The 22,456-nt window shown below is 57.5% G+C and carries 21 protein-coding genes; 17 read left to right on the top strand and 4 right to left on the bottom strand.

Going from position 1 to position 22,456, the window contains the following annotated elements:
* Position 1 precedes the first annotated feature (1 nt).
* Together RCJ00_RS09260 and RCJ00_RS09255 are read left to right on the top strand one after the other, a co-directional pair.
* The gene (locus RCJ00_RS09260; RefSeq protein ID WP_316221538.1) at positions 2-3,184 is read left to right on the top strand and encodes an efflux RND transporter permease subunit; all 3,183 of its coding nucleotides are present in this window, start codon (positions 2-4) and stop codon (positions 3,182-3,184) included.
* The gene (locus RCJ00_RS09255; protein ID WP_316221537.1) at positions 3,171-4,529 is read left to right on the top strand and encodes an efflux transporter outer membrane subunit; all 1,359 of its coding nucleotides are present in this window, start codon (positions 3,171-3,173) and stop codon (positions 4,527-4,529) included. The genes RCJ00_RS09260 and RCJ00_RS09255 overlap by 14 nt, the downstream gene beginning before the upstream one ends.
* A 41-nt stretch (positions 4,530-4,570) precedes the next feature.
* On the opposite strand, the gene RCJ00_RS20650 is transcribed toward RCJ00_RS09255, so the two are convergent.
* Positions 4,571-5,005, bottom strand: a complete 435-nt coding sequence (locus RCJ00_RS20650; protein ID WP_411267529.1) for a DUF6678 family protein — start codon at positions 5,003-5,005, stop codon at positions 4,571-4,573.
* Between the two features lie 1,091 nt (positions 5,006-6,096).
* On the bottom strand, positions 6,097-7,014 hold the full coding sequence (locus tag RCJ00_RS09250; protein WP_316221536.1) for a LysR family transcriptional regulator: 918 nt from the start codon (positions 7,012-7,014) through the stop codon (positions 6,097-6,099).
* A gap of 124 nt (positions 7,015-7,138) precedes the next feature.
* On the opposite strand from RCJ00_RS09250, the gene RCJ00_RS09245 reads away from it, so the two are divergent.
* Complete coding sequence (locus RCJ00_RS09245) at positions 7,139-7,834, top strand: pirin family protein (RefSeq protein WP_316221535.1); 696 nt, start codon at positions 7,139-7,141, stop codon at positions 7,832-7,834.
* Between the two features lie 146 nt (positions 7,835-7,980).
* Positions 7,981-8,817 carry an alpha/beta fold hydrolase gene (locus tag RCJ00_RS09240; RefSeq protein ID WP_316221533.1) on the top strand — a complete coding sequence of 279 codons (837 nt, stop codon included), beginning with the start codon at positions 7,981-7,983 and terminating at the stop codon, positions 8,815-8,817.
* Positions 8,818-8,971: 154 nt separating this feature from the next.
* Here RCJ00_RS09240 and RCJ00_RS09235 read toward each other — a convergent pair whose 3' ends face one another.
* Entirely contained in the window at positions 8,972-9,490 is a 519-nt protein-coding gene (locus tag RCJ00_RS09235; RefSeq protein ID WP_316221531.1) for a hypothetical protein, read from the bottom strand.
* Between the two features lie 415 nt (positions 9,491-9,905).
* Here RCJ00_RS09235 and RCJ00_RS09230 point away from each other — a divergent pair, with 415 nt between their 5' ends.
* Both RCJ00_RS09230 and RCJ00_RS09225 read left to right on the top strand, forming a co-directional pair.
* Positions 9,906-11,003, top strand: coding sequence for an MBL fold metallo-hydrolase (locus RCJ00_RS09230; RefSeq protein ID WP_316221530.1), 1,098 nt, complete (start codon positions 9,906-9,908; stop codon positions 11,001-11,003).
* Positions 11,004-11,194: 191 nt separating this feature from the next.
* Entirely contained in the window at positions 11,195-11,851 is a 657-nt protein-coding gene (locus RCJ00_RS09225) for an SDR family NAD(P)-dependent oxidoreductase (protein WP_316221529.1), read from the top strand.
* Between the two features lie 54 nt (positions 11,852-11,905).
* Here RCJ00_RS09225 and RCJ00_RS09220 read toward each other — a convergent pair whose 3' ends face one another.
* Positions 11,906-12,196, bottom strand: coding sequence for a hypothetical protein (locus RCJ00_RS09220; RefSeq protein ID WP_316221528.1), 291 nt, complete (start codon positions 12,194-12,196; stop codon positions 11,906-11,908).
* 481 nt (positions 12,197-12,677) lie between these two features.
* Here RCJ00_RS09220 and RCJ00_RS09215 point away from each other — a divergent pair, with 481 nt between their 5' ends.
* From RCJ00_RS09215 to RCJ00_RS09165, 11 genes are all read left to right on the top strand, one after another.
* Positions 12,678-13,175, top strand: a complete 498-nt coding sequence (locus RCJ00_RS09215) for a TspO/MBR family protein (protein ID WP_316221527.1) — start codon at positions 12,678-12,680, stop codon at positions 13,173-13,175.
* 75 nt (positions 13,176-13,250) lie between these two features.
* Complete coding sequence (gene folE, locus RCJ00_RS09210) at positions 13,251-13,964, top strand: GTP cyclohydrolase I (protein ID WP_316221526.1); 714 nt, start codon at positions 13,251-13,253, stop codon at positions 13,962-13,964.
* A gap of 8 nt (positions 13,965-13,972) precedes the next feature.
* Entirely contained in the window at positions 13,973-14,392 is a 420-nt protein-coding gene (locus RCJ00_RS09205; protein WP_316221525.1) for a BLUF domain-containing protein, read from the top strand.
* A 1-nt stretch (position 14,393) separates the two neighbouring features.
* Positions 14,394-15,965 carry a cryptochrome/photolyase family protein gene (locus tag RCJ00_RS09200; protein ID WP_316221524.1) on the top strand — a complete coding sequence of 524 codons (1,572 nt, stop codon included), beginning with the start codon at positions 14,394-14,396 and terminating at the stop codon, positions 15,963-15,965.
* Position 15,966: 1 nt separating this feature from the next.
* Positions 15,967-16,137 (top strand): DUF2256 domain-containing protein, encoded by a 171-nt coding sequence (locus tag RCJ00_RS09195; protein ID WP_316221523.1) that lies wholly within the window; start codon positions 15,967-15,969, stop codon positions 16,135-16,137.
* Positions 16,138-16,307: 170 nt separating this feature from the next.
* Positions 16,308-17,006 carry an SDR family NAD(P)-dependent oxidoreductase gene (locus RCJ00_RS09190; protein ID WP_316221522.1) on the top strand — a complete coding sequence of 233 codons (699 nt, stop codon included), beginning with the start codon at positions 16,308-16,310 and terminating at the stop codon, positions 17,004-17,006.
* 110 nt (positions 17,007-17,116) lie between these two features.
* Positions 17,117-17,875 carry a hypothetical protein gene (locus RCJ00_RS09185; protein WP_316221520.1) on the top strand — a complete coding sequence of 253 codons (759 nt, stop codon included), beginning with the start codon at positions 17,117-17,119 and terminating at the stop codon, positions 17,873-17,875.
* Entirely contained in the window at positions 17,872-18,723 is an 852-nt protein-coding gene (locus tag RCJ00_RS09180; RefSeq protein ID WP_316221518.1) for a hypothetical protein, read from the top strand. The genes RCJ00_RS09185 and RCJ00_RS09180 overlap by 4 nt, the downstream gene beginning before the upstream one ends.
* A 140-nt stretch (positions 18,724-18,863) precedes the next feature.
* Positions 18,864-19,085 (top strand): AbrB/MazE/SpoVT family DNA-binding domain-containing protein, encoded by a 222-nt coding sequence (locus RCJ00_RS09175; protein WP_316221516.1) that lies wholly within the window; start codon positions 18,864-18,866, stop codon positions 19,083-19,085.
* Position 19,086: 1 nt separating this feature from the next.
* Positions 19,087-19,497 carry a death-on-curing protein gene (locus tag RCJ00_RS09170; RefSeq protein ID WP_316221514.1) on the top strand — a complete coding sequence of 137 codons (411 nt, stop codon included), beginning with the start codon at positions 19,087-19,089 and terminating at the stop codon, positions 19,495-19,497.
* A gap of 166 nt (positions 19,498-19,663) precedes the next feature.
* Positions 19,664-22,435, top strand: a complete 2,772-nt coding sequence (locus RCJ00_RS09165; protein ID WP_316221512.1) for a bifunctional diguanylate cyclase/phosphodiesterase — start codon at positions 19,664-19,666, stop codon at positions 22,433-22,435.
* The last annotated feature ends 21 nt before the right edge of the window (positions 22,436-22,456 follow it).

The raw sequence follows: 22,456 nt of genomic DNA, 5'->3' as shown, positions 1-22,456 counted from the left end.
TATGCTGTCGCGCTTTTTTATCGTCCGGCCGATCTTTGCCTGGGTCATCGCCATCGTCATCATGTTGGCCGGTACGCTGGCCATCTTCACCCTGCCGATCGAGCAATACCCGAAGATCGCCCTGCCGCAGGTGACGGTCTCCGCTACCTACACCGGCGCCTCCGCCAAGGTGGTTGAGGATTCGGTGACGCAGGTGATCGAACAGGGCATGACCGGGCTCGACGGCCTGAAATACATGACCTCGACCTCTTCGACTGGCTCAGGATCAGTCACACTGGTTTTCGAGGCCGGCACCGACCCCGACGTCGCTCAGGTTCAGGTGCAGAATCAGGCCAATTCGGTGTTGCGCCGCTTACCCACCGATGTGCAGACCTTGGGCCTGCGCGTCAACAAGGCCTCAGGCTCGACCCTGATGGCCATTTCGCTCTATACGGAAGATGAGAGCCTTTCCAACGCCGACCTGGGCGATTGGATCGCTTCCAACCTGAACGATCCAATCTCGCGCATCGAAGGCGTGGGCGACACGCGCGTGTTCGGCTCGCAATATGCCATGCGCATCTGGCTCAACGCCGACAAGCTCGCCAGTTACAGCTTGACGCCGGCCGACGTCGTGGCCGCCATCCAAGCCCAGAACACGCAGGTCTCCGCCGGCAATCTCGGCGCCGATCCGGCTAAGCCGGATACGGCGTTGACCGCCACCATAACGGCGCAATCGCAGCTCCAGACGGCAGCGCAGTTTGAGAACATCATCGTCAAGAACAACACCGCTGGCACGCCGGTTTATCTGCGTGACGTCGCGCGCGCCGAGCTTGGGCCGCAATCCTACGGCAATATCGCCCGTCTGAACGGCCACACCGCATCCGGCATGCAGATCACCCTGGCCACCGGCGCCAATGCGTTGAAAACCGCTGATTTGATCAAGGCAAAGATCAAGGAATTGGAACCCTCCTTCCCTCCCGGCGTCAAATACGCGATCCCCAATGACTCGACCGAATTCGTCAAGCTGGCGATCGAGGACGTGGTCAAGACCCTGATCGAAGCGATCGTGCTGGTTTTCCTGATCATGTTTCTGTTCCTGCAAAACTGGCGCGCCACCCTCATTCCCACCATCGCCGTGCCGGTGGTTCTCCTGGGCACCTTCGGCATCCTTGCTGTCTTCGGCTATTCGATCAACACCCTGACCATGTTCGGTCTTGTACTGGCCATCGGCCTTCTGGTCGATGACGCTATCGTCGTGGTCGAGAACGTCGAGCGCGTCATGCACGAAGAAGGCTTGGGCCCGCTCGAAGCCACGCAGAAATCGATGGATGAGATTACCGGCGCCCTGGTGGGCGTGGCCTCGGTTCTGGCCGCGATGTTCGTGCCAATGGCCTTCTTTGGCGGCACGCAGGGCATCATCTATCGCCAGTTCTCCGTCACCCTCGTGTCGGCCATGGCCCTGTCGGTTATCGTCGCCCTGGTCCTGACGCCGCCTCTTTGCGCCACCTTGCTGAAGGCGCCCAAAAAGGTCGAAGGCGCGGCAGAGCATGATCCACACGCTCCCGAAGAGGACGTCAAGGTCAAGGGCTTCTTCTCCGGTTTCAACCGAGGCTTCCAGGTCTTTTCCAACCGGTATCAAAAATCGGTCAAGGGGATTATCCGCACGCCCGGCCTCTTCATGGTCGTCTATGCCGCTATCATTGCGGCTGTGGTGGGGCTGGCTATGACCTTGCCAACCTCTTTCCTTCCCGATGAAGACCAGGGCGCCCTGATGACGCAGGTACAGTTGCCGGTCGGCTCGAAGACCGACAAGACGATTGCCGTACTAAAGCAGGTGCAGGACGTCTATCAGAAGGACCCGTCTGTCAAATATGTCTTTACTATCGCCGGTTTCGGCGGCTCCGGCTCGGGTGAAAACCAAGGTATGTCGTTCGTGCGTATGAAGGACTTCAAGGAGCGTCACGACGACAATATGAAGGTGTTTGCGCTCGTTGAGCGCGTCAACAAGCAGTTCTCGCAGATCCACACCGCGCGCGTGTTCCCAATGATCCCGCCGGCGGTGCGTGAACTGGGCAATTCGTCCGGTTTCGACCTCCAGCTTAAGGACGTGGGCGGCGTCGGTCATGAAACCCTCGCGGCAGCCAGCGATCAGCTTATCAGTATGGCGGCGAAAGACCCGCTTCTGAGCAATGTCCGCGCCAATATTCAGGACGACACCCCGCAACTCAAGCTCGATATCGACAATGCCCGGGCCGGCGCCATGGGCGTTTCGGTGGCCAACATCAATTCCCTGCTCGGCACCGCGCTCGGCGGAACCTATGTCAACGACTTCATCGATCGCGGCCGCATCAAGCGAGTCTATGTTCAGGGGGACAGGGAGTTCCGCAGCCAGCCTGAGGACATCAACCGGTGGTATCTGCGCAATTCCGCCGGCGAGATGGTGCCCTTCTCGACGTTTGGCACCTCACGCTGGACCTTCGGACCGCCACAGCTCCAGCGCTATAATGGCGCGGGTTCGATGGAGATTCAGGGCACAGCCGCCGCTGGCCAATCGAACGGCAAGGCCATGGACAAGATGGAAGAACTGACTAAACAACTGCCGGCGGGCGTCGGATTTGAATGGACAGGCATCTCGCTGCAGGAAAAGGAATCCGGCGCCCAGGCCCCTGCCCTTTATGCGCTTTCCATCCTCGTCGTCTTTCTGTTGCTGGCGGCGCTTTATGAAAGCTGGTCCATCCCGTTCGCTGTCATCCTTGTGGTGCCTCTCGGCGTTTTCGGCGCCCTTCTGGCCACTTGGTTCCGCGGCCTCGATAACGACATCTACTTCCAAGTCGGCCTGCTGGCCACCATGGGTTTGTCGGCCAAGAACGCCATATTGATCGTCGAGTTCGCCAAGCTGCTGCACGAAGAAGGCCGCACCCTGATCGATGCCACCCTCGAAGCCGTCCGTATCCGCCTGCGTCCCATCATCATGACGTCGCTGGCCTTTACTTTCGGGATCATGCCCCTGGCCCTGGCCAATTCGGCCGGCTCTGCCTCGCAGCATGCTATCGGCACGGGCCTGATCGGCGGCGTTCTGTCGGCGACCTTCCTGGCCATCTTCTTTGTGCCGCTTTTCTTCGTCTTGGTGCAACGCCTGTTCCGTCATGACAATAGGCCGCAAGACATCGCGGCGCGTGAGGAGGCGAAAAATGCAAAACGCTAAACTGACCCTGATGCTCACGCTCAGCGCCGTGACATTGAGCGCCTGCACACTGGCGCCTAAATATGTCCGGCCCGCGCCTCCCGTGGCGTCGCAATGGCCCATCGACACGCCCACCACGGCCGACGTTCATTTGAAGTGGCGCGACCTATTCCTCGATAAGCGCCTGCAGTCGACCATAGACCTGGCAATCGCCCAGAATCGCGACCTGCGGGTCGCCGCTCTGAATATCGATCATGCTCAGGCCCAGTACCGCATCCAACGCTCAGCCCTCCTGCCTGCGATCAACGCATCGGGAACCAGCACCCGTAACCAGACCAGCGACACCTACAGCGCCAATCTGGGTCTGGCCGCTTACGAAGTGGATCTCTTCGGGCGCGTCCGCTCGCTGAAGGATGCCGCCCTCGAAAGCTTTTTCGCCGAACGTGAAAACCGCAACGCCGTTCAGATCAGCCTGATCGCCGCCGTCGCGCAGCAATGGCTGACACTGGCCGCCGATCAGGACGCTTTGCGTCTGGCAAAGCAGACCCAGGCCGGACAGCTGGACACCTTGAAGATCGCCGAAGGTCGCGCTCGCATCGGCGTCCTGAGCGATCTTGATCTCAACCAGATCACAGTCCAGGCTGAAACCGCGCGTGCGGATGTCGCACGCCTTGAAACCGTCATCGACCAAGACAAAGCCGCCCTGACATTGCTTGTCGGCGCTCCCCTGACGCCGGACCTATTGCCTGACGGCCTCACCTCCGGCTTGGTGATCGATGCCCTGCCGGTCGGACTGCCGTCCGACGTACTGCTGGCGCGTCCCGATGTGCTGACGGCCGAACACGACCTCAAATCGGCCAATGCCAATATCGGCGCGGCCCGTGCCGCCTTCTTCCCGCGCATCACCTTGACCGGCTCAACCGGCTCATCCAGTTCCGACCTCGACGGCTTGTTCAAATCGGGTACCAATACCTGGAGCTTCTCGCCCGCCATCAGCGTGCCGATCTTCGCCGGCGGCGCCAATCGCGCGGGCCTGGACAGCGCCAAGATCAACCGCGATATCGCCGTGGCGCAATACGAAAAGGCGATTCAATCGGCGTTTTCAGACGTGAGTGACGCCTTGGCCGTAAGGTCGCGCATCGACGAACGCCTGAGTGCCCAGACCGCCGCCACCAATGCCGCAAGTCGTAGCCTGACCCTGTCACAAGCGCGCTACGATACTGGCTCGGATAGTTATCTTGTCCTGCTCGATGCCCAGCGCACCCTCTACAGCGCCCAGCAAACGCTCATTAGTCTTCAGGCCTTGCGCGCGACCAACCTAGTCGCCCTTTACAGGGCCCTCGGGGACGACACGAGTCTGAACTAGGGCAAATATCTAGCGGATTGCCTTAATAGCGGGCGGCGCACCTAAGCCGTTCGGATATACCCGCGAATTATCAAGCCCCGTTCGGTCATCTCCAGCGGCAACTGCCCCAAGCCAGTCAGAACGCGCATAGCCCCGTCCACGTCCTGACGAACAAGGTGGGCTGGAGTCGTACGACCTGTCTGATACTCTGCAATACGTGGAAACAACAGCCATTCGATTGATCGGAGCGGGATTGGACCGAACGAAGTCGTGTCGACCCAAGGGCGAGGGACGTGCAAACAGGCGCCTGGATTTCCAATTCGTTCTTCAGGGCTGTCAATGAACTTAATTATGCATTGGCGCAGTTCCAATTCTTGATGCGCCTGAATCGCCGCAAACACCTTTCGCCACTTTGTGTCCGACATAAGCGAACCGATCGTCGTGCTGCGTACACGACGACGGACGTGGTCAAGTTCTGCGCGGTCATGAACAGCCATGCTGGCAGGCTATAATGATATCCCGTCTTTGTCAGCAATCTCTCGAAATCTATTTTAACCGTCTGTGCAAAAACCCTGTAATTAATATTAAGAACAATAGGCAAGGAAGTCCAAAGTCGAATACTTCCAGCATATGTAGATCTGACATATTAACGTAAATAATATCCCCCTTCATGCTATGCGGATAAATACGTCCATCTGCTACCGATAAGACGCGATAACTATCTCCAAAGCGGCTCGGAAAGGTGCTCCATATTGCCATTGCGGCCACAAGAATAATCACGAACGAGCCGCCCAATATGGTAAGAATTCGCCGCAATCCCCCCCCCTCAAAACGAATTATGCGCCCATCGGCGCTTCCGTGCCATTGTACTATTGACCGCTTACTTCTCAAGCTATTGAACTGCCTCAGTTACGGCTTTCGCGACGGGTGCTACTGCTGTTTCGGTAACAGGTTTGGCTGACAGAGTCATAGCGGTATAGCTGGTTCCTACTTCGACCGCTAGCCTGCCTATTTGGTGATGAAGGCGGCGGACGAATATCACAGCAAGACGATAGAGCCGAAGCAAATGTGCGGAGGGACTTCACCTACTCTAATATCATACGCTGGGGCGAGTTCTAACTGTCACCATCCTCGATGACTTCTCCCGTTATATCGTCGCCCGAAACGGAACTACACAACGCCCGATGACACCGTCTCGACATCGATGTTAGAACATTGCCATATGCTGGCGTAAGCGGGTTGCCGCGGCCTTCTAGAGGTAAGGGCCACACGCCCACATACGGCTTTCGTCACGGCCACCAAATGATAAGAGCCATGCCGGTCAGTATCAACGCGATGCCAGCAACATACAACCAGATATGCGCTGAAGGCGCCCTCGTCTGCTCGACATTGCCATAAGCCGTCGGCCTAGTCGTGATCTTGCGTGCCTTCGCTTTCGCGTATGGCGGTTTCGTTTCTGCGTACCTGATGTGTCTCATTTCCGGCATTCCCGCGTCAGGAATACCTTTACCTGCAAGGTTTATGCCTGGGAGGCGACTCCGTTAATGGGTCGTTGCCTCACTCGAAGAATGGTTTCACTCCCAGGCACCTATGTTCCCCCTTGCGTCCAGTTGGCCTTGGCGATCTTCCCGACAAGAAAGGCCATCAGAACCTGAACGCGGGCCGGACGCAGCGTGCCGGGAGGGGTCACGAGATAAAGGGATAAAGGCGGGGGCGCCCAGCCAGGAATGGCAATCTCCAGACGCCCCGCCTGGATATCGTCCCACACAAGAAAATCTGGCTGCATGGCTATGCCCGCGCCGCCAATAAGGGCCGGACGGAGAATATCGGCGTTGTTCACCCGTAACGGGCCCGGCACGGATACGGAATACTGCCCATCCGTGGCGTGCTGGAAGCGCCACATGCCTTTGGCACGGCCATTCGTATAGACAAGCCCGACATGATCGGTAAGGTCCTTGGGGTGAGTTGGGCGTCCACGCCGATCAAAATAGCTCGGCGCCCCGACAGGCAGTATACGAACCGGCGCCAATCGCCGCGCCATCAGACTGGAATCCTCCAGATCAGAAATGCGCAATGCCACATCAAAGCCGTCTTCGACAATGTCGATGAAATGGTCGGCCAAGGTCAGGTCGACCGTCACCTCCGGATAGAGGGCGAAAAATTCCGGTAGCATGGCCCCGAGATGCGCAATGCCAAACGACATGGGCGCCGTCATGCGCACCACGCCACGCGGCCGTGCGGCCAGGGCCCACGCCTCCGTTTCCAGGGCTTCTGCGCTGGCCAGCAAACGTGTGGCGCCCTCCAACGCCGCCAGACCGCTTTCGGATAAGGCGACGCGGCGTGAGGTGCGATGAAACAGGGTTGCGCCCAGTTTCGTCTCCAGCCGGCCGATCAGTTTTGACACCGTCGCCTGAGAAAGCCCCAGGTCCTGGGACGCCGCAACGAACGAACCGGTTTCGGCCACCTTGGCAAAAACGGCCCAGGCTTCAAAGTCTGGCAACTTCATGATGTCATTTTTCGAAATGGTTTCTTTCTATCATTTGTATTTCAGAGGTCATGGCAAAAGTCCATAGTGTGTTCAGACAGGACGCACACGGCGGCCGGCAATTTTAGCAAGTGGAGATATAACCATGATCGAACGTAGACCTTTTAACAGCCTCGGTGGCGCCAACCACGGTTGGCTGGACGCCAAACACCATTTTTCGTTTGCCAGCTATCGGGATCGCGCCCGCGACCAATGGGGCAATCTGCGCGTCTGGAACGACGATACGATCGCACCCGGGACTGGCTTCCCGCCCCATCCGCACGCCGATATGGAAATCATCACCTATGTGCGCGAAGGCGCCATCACCCATCAGGACAACCTTGGTAACAAAGGCCGCACCGAAGCGGGCGATGTGCAAGTCATGAGCGCCGGCAGCGGCATCCGTCATTCCGAGTATAACCAGGAGCCAGGCGTTACCCGCATCTTCCAGATCTGGATCCTGCCGAGCGAAACCGGAAAAGGACCGGCCTGGGGCACCAAGCCATTCCCCAAGGGCGACCGGTCCGGCAAGTTCGTGGCCTTGGCCAGCGGTTTCGCCAACGACGATGACGCCCTGCCCATTCGTGCCGACGCCCGCGTCCTGGGTGCGACCTTGAAAGCCGGAGAAACAGCGGAATATAGTCTGGCCGGCCGCAATGGCTACCTTGTCCCATCGGCCGGATCGGTTACCGTCAACGGGGTACGCATCGACACCCGAGACGGCGCCGCGATCGCGGATGAAGCGCTTATCCGCGTCACTGCCTTGGAAGACTCGGAACTTGTTCTCGTAGACGCCGCCTAACGGCCGTTTTTAGTCGCCCAAAGCGCTTTTCGTATAAAAAGCGCGTAAAAGTAAAAAATTAGAGCGCCGATCTGATGCAGTCAGATCGGGACAGGCTCAAGCGTAAGCCAAACCTTCAAATCCCATCACAAATCGGAGATACGACCATGACCAGCAATAGCTATGTCACCACCCAAGACGGTACCGAAATCTACTATAAGGACTGGGGCCCCAAGACCGCCCAACCGATCGTCTTCCATCACGGCTGGCCCCTGTCGTCCGACGACTGGGACACCCAAATGCTTTATTTCCTGGGTAAGGGCTATCGCGTTGTCGCCTTTGACCGCCGCGGGCATGGCCGCTCGACTCAGGTCAGCGATGGTCACGATATGGACACCTACGCCGCCGATGCCAATGCGGTGGTCGAGGCCCTGGACCTGAAGAACGCCGTCCATATCGGCCACTCGACCGGTGGCGGTCAGGTCGCCCGCTATGTCGCTCGCTATGGCAATGGCCGTGTCGCCAAGGCCGTCCTGGTCAGCGCCGTTACCCCCATCATGCTGAAGACAGACGCCTTCCCGCTGGGCTTACCCATAAGCGTGTTCGATGGCCTGCGCGAACAGACAGCCACCAATCGGACCCAGTTCTTCAAGGATCTGCCCATCCCGTTCTATGGCTTCAACCGCGAAGGCATAAAACCTATTGACGGGGTGATCGACAACTGGTGGCGTCAGGGCATGATGGGCAGCGCGAAGGCCCATTATGAAGGCATCAAGGCGTTTTCGGAAACCGATCAGAGCGAAGACCTGAAGGCAATAGACGTGCCGGTCCTGATCATGCACGGCGATGACGATCAGATCGTGCCCTATAAAGCCGCCGCCCTGGAAGCCATCAAGCTGGTCAAGAACGGCACCTTGAAAATCTATGAGGGCTATCCGCACGGCATGCTGACCACCCATGCCGACGTTATCAACCCGGACCTACTTGCCTTCATCCAAGCCTGATCCTTACCCACGGGCACCCAATGAACGGGTGCCCGTGATCGCATCTATGCGGGCCTTAGTATAGGCAGATATACCCCAGCGCCACTACCCGAAGCGATGGGAGGCAGCGGAGGGTCAACAAGCCCGGTAATAGCCGTGGCGTTTTGTATAGACCTCAGTGGCTTGCCCCTTCGTTTGCCCAATAGCTCTCGGTTTCGAGTTCACAAAAAAGCACCGGCGGTTTCTGGCGAGCCAGTCGGATCGACCCTGTGAACGTGTGGCATGTTACCGCCTTTCCGGGCATGCCGGTGCTGTCAACGGACACAAGAACCTGAGGTTCACCCTCACTCGTTTGCGGCAACTTTTTTGCGTCAAGGGGGCTTCCATACAGATGGACCCTACGAGCACTATTGGCATATTTAAATATTTCCCGGCCGAGATATATGCGGTGAAGTGTGTCGGCTTCGCCAATAAAGGCGGGCTTGGCGTGACCATAGTAAAAGGCATCGACGTATAGGTTTTCAGCGCTTTTCAATGTCACCTCCGCCTTTGGTGACGTCTTTAGGATCAGGTCGAAGCTGTAGGGGCCCTCTTTCGGCTTTGGGTTGTGAATGGCTTCGATCACATCGCACTGTGTCAGACCAAAAATCAGCGGCACCAGGGCCATATATCTGGCAAAATTAAAATATTTCATGCTCTCCCCCTCTGAGATGAAAAGCTTAACACAGAACAAGCATGCTTGTCTAAATGAGTTGAAAAGTGAGCCCGCCGAAAATAAGATAACATTTTCAATAATTTAAAGTTATTCCCAGAATCTGAATCAGGCTATGTTTTGCTGCGAATTTGCGGTGTCGCCCCATGCTACACTCGTAATGAGGTAGCTGTCGCGTTGATATGGTCAGGGCATCAACCGGATGGGGGCAGACAGCCCTCGTCTGTATTCTCGGCGGCTTGTACCGGTTAGGTGATCAACGTCCGGTGCAAGGCCGAGCACGTTTTCCCATAAACCTTGCCGCTTTTTAAAGCTGGACAAAGGCTAGGGAATAGGTTTGGCTCAACACCTTGGATTTGAAATCACACCTTCGTCCGAATAGAGCCGGGGACTGCAAATGGCATTTTCCTATCCCTCACGCAGATCGTTTATGGTGGCCGGCGCAGCGGTGGCGGGCGCGCTATCTACCACCACGCGGGCAAGTCCATTACTAACGGTACCCGTCGTCGATAGCCTCTCAACCCAGGTTCTGGTTGATAGCGCTCAGTTTGGACCCTTTCTGGACGATGTGAAACGCCCTGGACTGCTTATTGAACGCAGCAGTAGCAAGAGACCGCCTGCCGCCAGGATGACTGGGAAAACCTTGGAGGGCCAATTTGGCCTTTCGCTCCTCAATGAGTCGCGTATGGTCGGGCAAACCCGACGCATTTTAATCGATTTCGGCTTTACCTACGATGTCCTGGCGAACAACATTACCGAGCTCGGGATAGATCCGACGCAAATTGACGCCGCTGTTCTTAGCCACGGTCATATCGACCACTATGGTGGCTATCGAGGACTGTTCGCAGCCCGAAAGCCGGACCGCCCTCTTCCACTTTACGTCGGCGAAGAAGAAGCCTTTTGCGAACGTACCGGCCTTGGCGGCAACCCACCCATTATAATGGGGGCGCTGGATCGCGCGGGATTGAGTGATGCGGGCTTTGTTGTTCTGACACGCCCTGACCCCGTGATTATTGCGGATCAGGCGTTCACCACCGGTATCATACCGATGTCGACGGCCGAGCGCGCCGCTATCCCGACTCAGATGCGTCCGGGAGTGGGCTGTGAGGTCGCGTTGCTGTCGCCGTCCAAACGCGATAAAGCTCTGCTGCAAGATGACGGCGAACACGAACTGGCCACCGCCTATGTCGTCAAAGGCCTGGGGCTCGTGGTGATTTCATCCTGTGGACATCGCGGCATTTTAAACACCATTCGCCAGGCGCAGCGCGTGTCCGGCGTCGAGAAGATCCATGCCGTCATGGGCGGTTTTCATCTTGTGAGACCCCGGACAGAAGAAGAGGCCAAGGCAACAGCGGCTGCGCTAAAGGATATCAACCCCAACTACATCATTCCCATGCATTGTACGGGTGAAGTGTTTATTACCGAGGCAACACGGCTAATGCCTGGGAAGGTTATCCGTCCTTATGTCGGCAATCGGATCACGTTTTCGCTCTGAATCGGGCAATAGGGCGAGGCAAGGTGCCAACCGCAACTGCGGCATAACCCGCCTAAACGCCATGGCCATACCACAATACCTGTTTATTGGCGGTGTAACATCTTGAACTGGGAGCGCAATTCGTGACGGCGAACAGATCTGCGAAGACGGAATGGACGCCCGCCAATATACCCTCTTTAGAGGGCCGTAATATGCTCATAACCGGCGCGAATAGTGGCATAGGATATCAGGCGGCGCTGGTCTTGGCCGCGAAGGGGGCACAGGTTACGCTTGCCTGCCGTGACAAAGTTCGGGGAAACGCTGCCCTCCAGGCTATCCGCCAGAGCGTGCCTGACGCCCGCCTTATCCTTGGCCATCTCGACCTGGGTTTGCTCTCATCGGTGAAGCGCTTTGCCGAAAGCGTGCTGAACCAAGGCCAGCCACTGCACTGCCTGATAAACAATGCCGGCGTGATGGCTCCGCCGCGCCGGCTTGAAACAGCGGATGGCTTCGAATTGCAGTTCGGAACCAATGTGCTGGGGCATTTCGCCTTGACCGCCCTTTTAATGCCGGCCCTTCAACACGCCATCAGCGCTAATATTACCGATGCGCCCCGCGTCGTCACGCTTGCCTCTATCGCGCACAAACGTGGCCGTATCAATTTTGACGATCTGCAATCCGAACATCGGTATTCGCCAATGGCAGCCTATGCGCAGTCAAAGCTCGCCGATCTGATGTTCGCCCTGGAACTCAATCGACGTCTGCGCGCGGCGGGTTCGGACATCTTGTCCGTTGCCGCGCATCCTGGAATTGCCAGCACCAATCTGTTTAAAACGGGCGACTATCACGGCATTGAAAAGGTCGTGTGAAATGCCTTTGGGCCACTGATCGGCCTGGCCCTCAATACCGATGCGGCGGGCGCATTACCGACACTCTATGCGGCGACGGCCGATGCTGTGGAGGGCGGGTGTTACTACGGCCCGCAAGGAATTCTGGAGGTTCGCGGCCAACGCGTAGGGAAAGCCCGGATTGCCGATCAAGCGCTGGACCTGACCGTCGCCGAACGTCTTTGGCAAACTTGCGAAGACTTGACGGGTCTCCCCTTCCCGGTCATCGGCCAGACAAACTGAGGCGACAATCGCTTCCGACATACCTGAACCGACCGATGCCATATGGATTTGCATATTGGCCTGATCCACTCGCCAAGTGATCACGTATGTACCGTCAGGACATATGACATGGGACCAAACGACAAAGCTTTGAAGCGTTTTACGCGAGATCATGATGTGGTCTGTGTGGACTGCCTCACTGTTCCCCTGTTCATCCGCCACAATGGTCGTGACTACGTTGTATGCGAAGGCTGCGGGCATAAGGTGCCGTCGTTTGAGGCCGCGACAGGCGCATCGCAACATGTCTCCCGGCGACACGTTTCGCTGATCTTGCCCTATTTAGAAAAAAGCAAACTTGAAACGGGGATTATGCGCAAACGCTTGGCACCATGCTCAAGCGGAAAACCGAAGTTCATCTACAGGGCGTGGGCTGAGACAGACGCGCTTGGCGGGCGCTGACTGACCGTCTCATGTCGCCGCGTTATCGGCCGTAGCCCGGATATCGGATTGAATATACGCAAATCGGCCTTTCGCTGAACCAAGTAGCGCGTTCGCACGTATACGTACGAAACGATAAAGGACGGCCATGGACGCCACAAGACAGACCAGAAGACATCCACTGCGAGCCGCCGCTATCTCGGGCGGTCTTGTGCTAGCGGCCGCGGCCATCGGCAACCTGGCCACGTTTGCCAATTTGAAGACGTGGTACGCTTATTTGCACAAGCCGGCCTTTACACCGCCGAACTGGGTGTTTGGACCGGCCTGGGGGATTCTCTATGTTTTGATGGCTGTGGCCTTCTGGCGCATCCTGACCGTGTCCGACAATGCCCGAAACAAACGGTTCGCCGTTACTTGCTTTCTCGTCCAACTTGCCTTGAACGCGTCTTGGTCAGTGGTCTTCTTTGGCATGAATTCGCCCGCCGGCGCGCTGATTGTCATCGCTTTGATGATCGTAGCCATCGTGGCGACCTTGATCGGATTTCTGCGCCTAGACCGTATAGCTGCGCTATGTCTGGTTCCCTATCTGGCTTGGGTGTGCTTCGCAACGGCCCTGAATGCCGGTGTCTGGAGTCTTAATCGCTAATTAGGGCGCATCGCCGTCAAACGAGTGGCGATACAGGCGGCTCACAAGGCGCTAAATATCTGAGGAAGTGAGAGAATGATCAATCCAGATTTGCCCACCGCCGGCGAGGACAGCGACCCGGTGTCGACACGCATACGCAAACGTCTGCAAGCCGCCAAAACACGCTTTTTTGCCAATGACAATATCTCAGCCTTCATCGAGACCGGCGAACTCATAGAGATTGAAAACGAGGTGGCCGAGAAGTTTGCCGCGGTACTGGACAGCCTTATCATAGACGTCGAGCAGGATCACAATACGCGTGAGACAGCACGCCGCGTCGCGAAGATGTATCTACGGGAGGTGTTCGCCGGCAGATATTCACCCGCGCCGCCCGTTACGGAATTTCCGAATATCTCCGCCCTCAACGAACTTATGATCGTGGGGCCCATCACCGTGCGAAGCGCATGCAGCCACCATTTTTGCCCCATAATGGGCCGTCTATGGATCGGGCTTATGCCCAATGGTCACTCAAACCTGATAGGGTTATCCAAATATGCCCGCGTCGCCGAATGGATCATGTCGCGCCCGCAGATTCAGGAAGAGGCCGTCACCCAACTGGCCGACCACTTCATGGAGCGCGTGCGGCCTGATGGCTTAGCTATCGTCATGGAGGCAGACCATTTCTGCATGCATTGGCGCGGCGTGAAGGACAATGAATCGAAAATGATCAACAGTGTCATGCGGGGCTCCTTTCTAAAGGACCCCGCCCTGCGACGCGAATTTCTATCGCTTATCACCCCCAGCCGCTGAGGCATATCATGCTTGTTCGTTGTCTCTACGCCAGCCGTCTAACGTCAAAGTTGTCTGCATCCCTGCTCTCGGACATTCTCGACCAGTCTCGCCGCAACAACCCAGCCCGCGGCATAACCGGGCTGTTGTGTCACACGCAATCGGTCTTTGTGCAGGTGCTGGAAGGCGATCGTGAACAGGTATCGATATTGCTGGCAAAACTGATGCAGGACGACAGGCATCAGGCGGTAACCGTTTTACTGTTCGAGGAAATAGCCGAACGCGCCTTCTCGGGCTGGACGATGGGCCAGGTGAATATCGACTTAGTCAATCCGGGACTGTTGCTCAAGTATTTTCCGCAACCGAAGCTCGACCCGTTTACCGGCACAGGCAGAACCGCCATGGCGTTCCTTATGGAACTGGTGGCCACTGGCGCCATTGGGGCCTGAGGTGGCGACAACCGGGCCAAAGCCTGCCGGGCGGGTCGGAGCTGTCCGCCTGATCCTTGCGGATCAGTTGTCCTCGCGGTTGCCCATCCTTATGGATGCGGACAAGCAAAGCGACGTTATTTTGATGGCTGAGGTGATGGCGGAGGCGACCTATGTGCGCCATCACGTCAAGAAAATCGCCTTCCTGTTTTCAGCCATGCGTCATTTTGCCGAAGCGCTTAGGCGCGCCGGATTCAATGTCCGCTACGTGACACTTGACGATCCGCAAAATCGGCAAACCCTATCGGGCGAAATCGAACGTGCCGTCGAATGCTTGGCACCGCAGTGTGTCGCGGTCACCGAGCCCGGCGAATGGCGTCTGAAGGAAGCCTTCAAGGCGCTGGAACGCACTTTATCCGTCCCGCTGCACAATCTGCCGGATACTCGCTTTCTGTGTTCGCATGAACGGTTCGCTGCCTGGGCAGAAAAGCGGCAAAGCTTGCGCATGGAATTCTTTTATCGGGAGATGCGTCGGGACTACGGTATCCTTATGGAACCCGACGGCCAACCGACCGGGGGGAAGTGGAATTATGACGCCGACAACAGGCAGCCGCCCAATCCCAAACTCAAAGGACCGCGACGTCTGAGTTTTAAAAAGGACGACATCACACGTGCGGTACTCGACCTCGTCCGAGAGAGATTTCCGGACGGCTTTGGTGTGCTTGAGCCATTTCATTTCGCCGTGACGCGGACCCAGGCCTTACGCGAACTGAAGCATTTTATAGCCGACATTCTGCCTGACTTTGGCGATCATCAAGATGCCATGATTGCCGGAGAGCCCTATCTCTACCATTCGTTATTATCGGCCTATTTGAACGCGGGGCTGCTATATCCGCTGGAAATTTGTCAGGCGGCGGAGGCGGCCTATCGGCAGGGGCACGTGCCGCTAAACGCCGCCGAGGGCTTTATTCGCCAAATCCTGGGATGGCGCGAATTCATCCGCGGCATCTACTGGCGGTTCATGCCGGGCTACGCCCAACACAACGGGCTGGATGCGCAGGAGCCCTTGCCCTGGCTCTATTGGAGTGGGGAAACAAAAATGGCATGCATGCGAGAAGCGATCGCGCATACACGGCAACATGCCTATTCCCACCATATTCAACGCCTGATGATCACCGGCAATTTCGCCTTGATCGCTGGTCTAAGGCCGGCTGACGTCCACGACTGGTACTTGAGCGTCTATGCCGACGCCTACGAATGGGTAGAGTTACCCAACACACTCGGAATGGCTCTTCATGCCGATGGGGGGATTGTCGGTTCCAAGCCCTATGCCGCCAGCGGTAACTATATCAATCGCATGAGCAATTATTGCGCGGATTGCACCTATAATCCCAAGTTGTCCGTGGGCGAGTCCGCCTGCCCCTTCAACGCCCTCTATTGGGATTTCCTCGCCAGACACCGCTCGCGCTTCGCCGGCAATCCCCGCCTGCCCTATGTCTACGCAACCTGGGACAAAATGGGCGAAGACAAACGCATGAATATTCGAAGCCAGGCACAGGCTCATCTTCGGTCGATGCGCCAGGGTAGCCTCTGACATGGCAAGACGCACGGAAAAGTCTGATCTGCCCGTGAAACTATGCGGGGTGTGCCAGCGTCCGTTCACCTGGCGCAAAAAATGGGCGAAGGTGTGGGACGACGTCAAATATTGTTCCGACCGATGCAAAGGCAATCGCCAATCTGCCACGTCCACCCAACCCCGCCAATGACGCGGCGCCGATATATTTTACGCTTATCGCGGCGGCACATGAACCGATACCAGGGCGCGTACGTATGAACTAAGGCTGGTCGCACAATACGACACCTAACGATCCGCCCGCTAAAGGCGTTTGCCTTTCGCGGTCATTTAGGTCTTTGAGCAAGCATATGGGGAACACGCGTGGCGAATTATCTCGTTTTGGCGGCATCAAGCGCCATAGGTCTGGCGACCACCGAACGGTTGAAATCGCAAGGCCACCGCGTTCTCACCACCGCACGTACCGCCGATAAAATCACCCCGGATTACATAATAGATGCGTCCGACTTTGATGCCGTAGAGCAGGTTTTCGCCGACGCGGGCCCGTTGGACGGCGCCGTCAATTGCAGCGGGTCGCTTTTGCTGCGCTCAGCGCACCTCACCTCCCGCGCTCAGTTCGACGCCGTGATCTCCGCCTCCTTGACCACGGCTTTTGCGACCGTTCGTGCCGCCGGTAAGCATATGACTGGCGGCGGCTCCCTTGTTCTCATATCGTCTGCAGCCGCGCTTGAAGGGCTTGCCAATCACGAGGCGATTGCGGCGGCCAAAGCGGGCGTTATCGGCTTGATGCTGTCTTCGGCAGCCACCTATGCACCTATGAACTTACGCATAAATGCGGTCGCCCCCGGCCTCGTGCAATCGCCGTTGACCGCACAGCTTACGGTGAGCGAGGCGGCACGCAAAGTGTCTGAATCGATGCACGCCTTGGGACGTTTGGGTAAGCCGCAAGACGTGGCGGCCGCCATAGCCTTCCTGCTCGACCCCTCGAACGATTGGATTACCGGCCAAACCTTGGGAGTTGATGGCGGTCTATCACGTGTCCGGCCCAAGATGAAGATTTAGGCATCCGCACCAACGCCCGTCCAGCTTGTGTGGGTGCGCGGCGTCCTTATTTTCGCCACATCGGTCGGCAAAGTCGCGGTCGGGATAGAGATTATAAAAGGACGCCTGTTTTGCACGACCCGGTTACCGCTCTCGTCGTCACCCTGTTCAGTTCGCCCGGCGTGGCGCTTCTTCTGGCCGGCGCCATTCTTCTATTCGGTATAGGCTTGATCACCTGGTCAAGCTTCAGCGAGTATCGGCCCTTGCAGGAAGAACTGCGTGAGCGGTGGAACCTGCTCTCAGCCTTGCGCGGCGGCGCAGCGCGTGCCGCGTTTTATAGCCAATTTTCAAATCTGGATGTCCGCTTCGGCGGGGCGGCCAACAATGCTTCCACATCAGCCGCCCTGGTTCTGGGATGGGCAAACTATAGAAGCCTCCTGGTCGATACGGGTGACAACACCTATGCCACGTCCATACGGGCAGCCGAAGCCTTCGACCGCCTGGATGAACCGGCACGCAGCCTGGAATGGTGGGCCAATATCCTTGTCGCCATCGGTCTGGTCGTGACCTTTCTCGGCATTGTGGCAGCCCTCAGCGAGGCCACCGCCGCCATGGCCGATACCAAGGGGGCAGGTATGGAAGCCGCCCTCATGGGACTTCTGGCCATTGCCGCCACCAAGTTCTGGACGTCGATCGCCGGGGTTCTGGCCTCCATTATTTTACGCTTCGTGGCCCGCTGGCGCCGCCAGCGTATCCAGTCTCTGGAAGCCACCCTATTCGAAAGCCTGGATGCCTGCGTGCAATTCATGCCGCCGGAAAAAGTCATGCTCGAACAACTCAAGAGCCTAAAGCGTCTGGAAATCGCCTTGTCGCGCGAGGCGGCGGCATGAAGTTCCGTCACCGGCGCGCCGAGGATGTCGAGGAAGGCGAGAGCTATTATGTCTCCATGACCGACATGATGGTCGGCGTTCTTTTCATCTTCATCATCCTGCTTAGCTATTTCGCCCTCAATTACCGTAGCACCACCGCAGCCCTCACAAGCGCCAAGGACAGCCAGACGGCTCTGCTCCTGCAAACGGCGACCGCGCTTGAACGTCGTGATGCCTCCCTCGAGGTCGATACCAAAAACCGCATTGTGTGCCTGCCAGGTAGCGTGCTCGGCGATCCATCGGGCGACCGGCACTGCTTCGCCTATTCGGGCGGGGCGGAACCGGCAAAGCCGGCGACCGCGATTGCCGCCGCCGATCGCGCCGCCTTCATGTCATCGATAAATGCGCAATTGGGCAGCGTGGCCAGAAGCGATTTGAACGCGGCCACCCTCTCCTTCACGGCCGACCAGTTGTTCGTGACGGGCACGGCTACCCTAAAGCCGGAAGGTCAAGCTATCGCCCAAAAGGTCGCTCAGACCCTGGCATCGCAGCTGCCCTGCTATAGCTATGGCGTCCCCCCGGCCGGCGGTTGCACCAACGACACGAAGATGGCCATCGTCAATGTGGTGGCCAGTGTGAACCTCGATGTCAGCACGCCGCAGGGCCGCGCGGCGCAAGCCTTGGCCCTGGAACAATCTGTGGCCTTACGCGACGCCCTCATCGCCCATCAGCCACTACTGGCGCAGTTGCGCGCCCAACAAGACCCTGGCGGCCAGCCCATGTTGCAGGTCGCGTCCTATGCGCAGTCCCAGACAAACGCAGCGGGTAGCGGCGCAAATCTGTCGATTGAATTCCGCATGGCGCAGTAGGCCCAAGTCGCGGAGGCGCGGACATGCCCACGCCTCCGAATACGGTTTCTTATTACCTCTTCACGTATATACAGGCGTTTATACACCGATTTTTGACGATTAGAGTCTAGGCTTGGGAAACTCCTGATTCGAGGCGGGCCATGGAACTTAAAATCACCAAGATCGGCAACTCACTGGGCGTCATCCTGCCACGTGAATTGCTTACGCGCCTGAAGCTGGAAAAGGGCGATACCATCTTCATCACCGAGACGCCTGACGGCTACCGTCTTTCCCCTTACGATCCCGCCTATGCCGAGCAAATGCATACGGCGCGCGAACTGATGAAAAAACGCCGCAACGTTGTTCATGAACTGAGCAAATAGCATGGCCTTTCTGCTCATTCGCGAGGGCGTAATAGAGGCCGTTCAGGCCGAACTGGTGGCGGACCACGGTACCAACGCCGACCGCGCGACGGGCTTGCGCGAACGCAGCATGATGAAGATGATGCATGCCCGGGTCCACGCCCTGAACCAGAGTTCTGCGACCGATCTGGCCAGCCTGGCCGCATGCTATGGCTACGCTCTGGCGCACGATCAGCTTTTCCATGGCGGCAATCTGGCCGTCGCCCTGATCACCATAGAACTATTCCTGACGCTGAACGGCTACATGCTGAGTGCTGACGATACCACCTGTTTCCTCGGCCTTATGGTTGTGGCTGACGGCGAACTGAGCGCTGAAAATTTCGCAAGCTGGATACGCAACCATATTGTGCCGATGCCGGCGAAGGCCGGATAAAGACAAATCGGCGGTTTCGATTAAAATAACCGCCTATCCACCTGCCAGAGCGCTACGAATTTAATAAAACAACAAGCAAATCAATATATTCTACAATAAATACATCGCCAAAGTTAACATCAGGGCAATATGTATTAAAATTGGCGCGTCATAACCACGTTCGAGTATGTTTAGAGTTCTGTATTGCCTTAAGGATCAGCACGACTGGAGACTAGTGCTCCTGGCGGGTGTCATCTGTCTCATCTCTTGTTTTGTGTCGGCACTCCTCATTGGGCGTGCGCAATCCACCCAAGGTGGACAACGCCTACGCTGGATTTTGGCTGCCGGCATGGCGTGCGGCTTCGGCATATGGGCTACACACTTCGTCGCCATGCAGGCCTTCAATCCCAACGTAGCGATCGCCTACGACCTGATGTTGACCCTTGTGTCGCTCATTTGCGCCCTGGTGATTACTACAGGAGGCGTAGAGATTGCCGTCAGTCGCGCTTTCCCGCACGCGCGTCTCGTTGGGGGCAGCGTAATTGGATCCGGCATCGCCACTATGCACTACCTCGGTATGATGGCGCTGGATGTTCCAGGCAATGTTGAATGGGCGCCCGACCTCGTTATCGCGTCGATCCTTATAAGCCTGCTACTGGGTGCACTCGCTCTTTGGACCATAACACTGCCCGCCCATAGCAAACTGCGTCGCGTCGGCTGGCTTATATTGCTGCTAGCGATTGTCGGCCACCACTTTACTGCCATGGGCGCAGTCACCATCCGGCTCGATGCGACACGCAAGATGAGCGGCTTGGTCCTGTCACCACAAGCCATGTCTCTGGCCATCACCGTTGCCGCCGTCGCCGTCTTAAGTCTATGCGCCTTTGCGGTCGTGTCGGCTCGCCGCTTAGATAGCCTGCGCGCCGACACAGATCGCCGCTTCCGTATCCTTCTTGAAGGGATGGAAGACTATGCCATTTTCATGCTGGACACGCGCGGTAACGTCGTTGATTGGAAAGCTGGCGGAGATCGGATGAATGGCTATCTGACTTCAGACATTGTGGGGCGATGTTACGCAGATGTCTGTGCCGTAGACACCACCTTTCCGGACCAGTATCGCGCCGCCCTGATTAAAGCCGCGGAGGCAGATCGGGCAGAAATTGAAGGCCCCGCCCGCCGCGCGAACGGGAAAGTCTTCTGGAGCCACACCCTGTTGCGTGCACTGCGCGACGATGACGGCAAATTGCTGGGCTTCGCCAACATCACACAAGACATCAGTGAACGAAAGGCAACGCAGGATCGCGTAATAGAGAGCGCGCGAAATCTCGACGCTGCCCTATCCAATATGCCTCTGGGCCTGTTGCTCTTCGACCGAAACGAGCATCTAATCCTCGCCAACTCGCGCTTTTCCGAGTTATACGGTCTGGATCCGGCCTTCATGGCTCCTGGACTAACCTTCCGTGCCTTGTCGGACCATATGGTCCGCATATGCCTGGGTCGGTCCGTGGATCCCGGAACCTTAGCCATGCACCATGCGCGCCATATGGCGTTGATCACCGAACCCGGTGGTGGGACCATGGTATCGGATCTGTTCAAGGCGCGTTCCATTGCGATTTCGCATCGGCCGACCTCTGACGGTGGCTGGGTATCGACATTTGAAGATGTAACTGAGCGCCGGCTGTCTGAACAACGCATCGCCCACCTATCGCGTCATGACGGTTTGACAGGCCTGCCCAACCGATTGCATTTCAACGAATATCTTGATCAAGAGCTGACCGCCGCGGTGCGCAGCGGCGAGCAGGTCGCGGTGATCATTGCAAATATCGACCGCTTCAAGGACATAAACGACCAACGTGGGCACGGCGCCGGCGACACGGTCTTGAAGGCCGTAGCCCGTCGCCTGTCAGATGCAGCAAACAGTTGCGGGCTGATCGCCCGTTTCGGTGGAGACGAATTCGCCGTGGTCATGCGCTTCGACCGGCGCGAGACGGTCGAAGCGAGGATTGCCGCACTCAGCAACGCCGTCTGTGCGCCCATTTCACTCGACGGAGGGCCTACTACAGTCCAGGCCAGCTTCGGCGTAGCCCTATATCCCGGTGACGGCGGCAACCGAGAAACCTTGCTTAATAACGCCGATCTGGCGCTGAACCGCGCCAAGAGCAATGCTACGCAAAAAATCTGCTTCTATGACTCCGGAATGGATGAGGCCGAACGCCATCGGCGTGCCTTGGCTGCGGATCTTGACGTCGCACTGGGCAATGGCGAATTCCGGCTATTCTACCAGGTGCAGCATTCGGTGCGCACCGGGGAGATAACTGGCTACGAAGCCCTTATCCGCTGGAACCACCCGGAACGTGGTTTCATTTCTCCCGCCGAATTCATCCCCATCGCCGAGGAAAGTGGTGCAATCATCGCTATTGGCGCCTGGGTGCTGCGAGCCGCGTGCTTGGAAGCCCTAAGCTGGCCCAACACAGCCAAGATCGCCGTTAACCTCTCGCCTATACAACTTAATGACGTCGCTCTGATAGAAACAGTTAAATCGGTGCTCATCGAAACCGGCCTGTCGCCATCGCGTCTGGAATTGGAAATAACGGAAACGACCATTATCGGCGATAAGGTCCGAGCCCTGCACCTTCTGCGACAGATCAAGGCGCTGGGCGTCACCATAGCCATCGACGACTTCGGCACCGGGTATTCCTCCCTGGACACCCTCAATTCCTTCCCGTTCGACAAGATCAAGATCGATCGCTCCTTCTTGATGGAGGCCGATAAGAGCCCGCAAGCGCGCGCCATCGTTCGCGCCATCCTCGCACTTGGCAGATCACTGGGCATACCGGTTCTGGCTGAAGGCGTTGAGACCGAAAGCCAGTTGGGACTGCTGCGCGAAGAAGGTTGCGACGAAGCTCAGGGGTACCTGTTGGGGCGACCGGTTGAGTTTATTGGCCGAAAAGCGGCTTGACCGCCGGTGACCTTGCCTACC

This window comes from Asticcacaulis aquihabitans (assembly GCF_032490435.1).
GTDB lineage: Bacteria > Pseudomonadota > Alphaproteobacteria > Caulobacterales > Caulobacteraceae > Asticcacaulis.
This window is presented reverse-complemented; position numbering and strand designations above follow the sequence as displayed.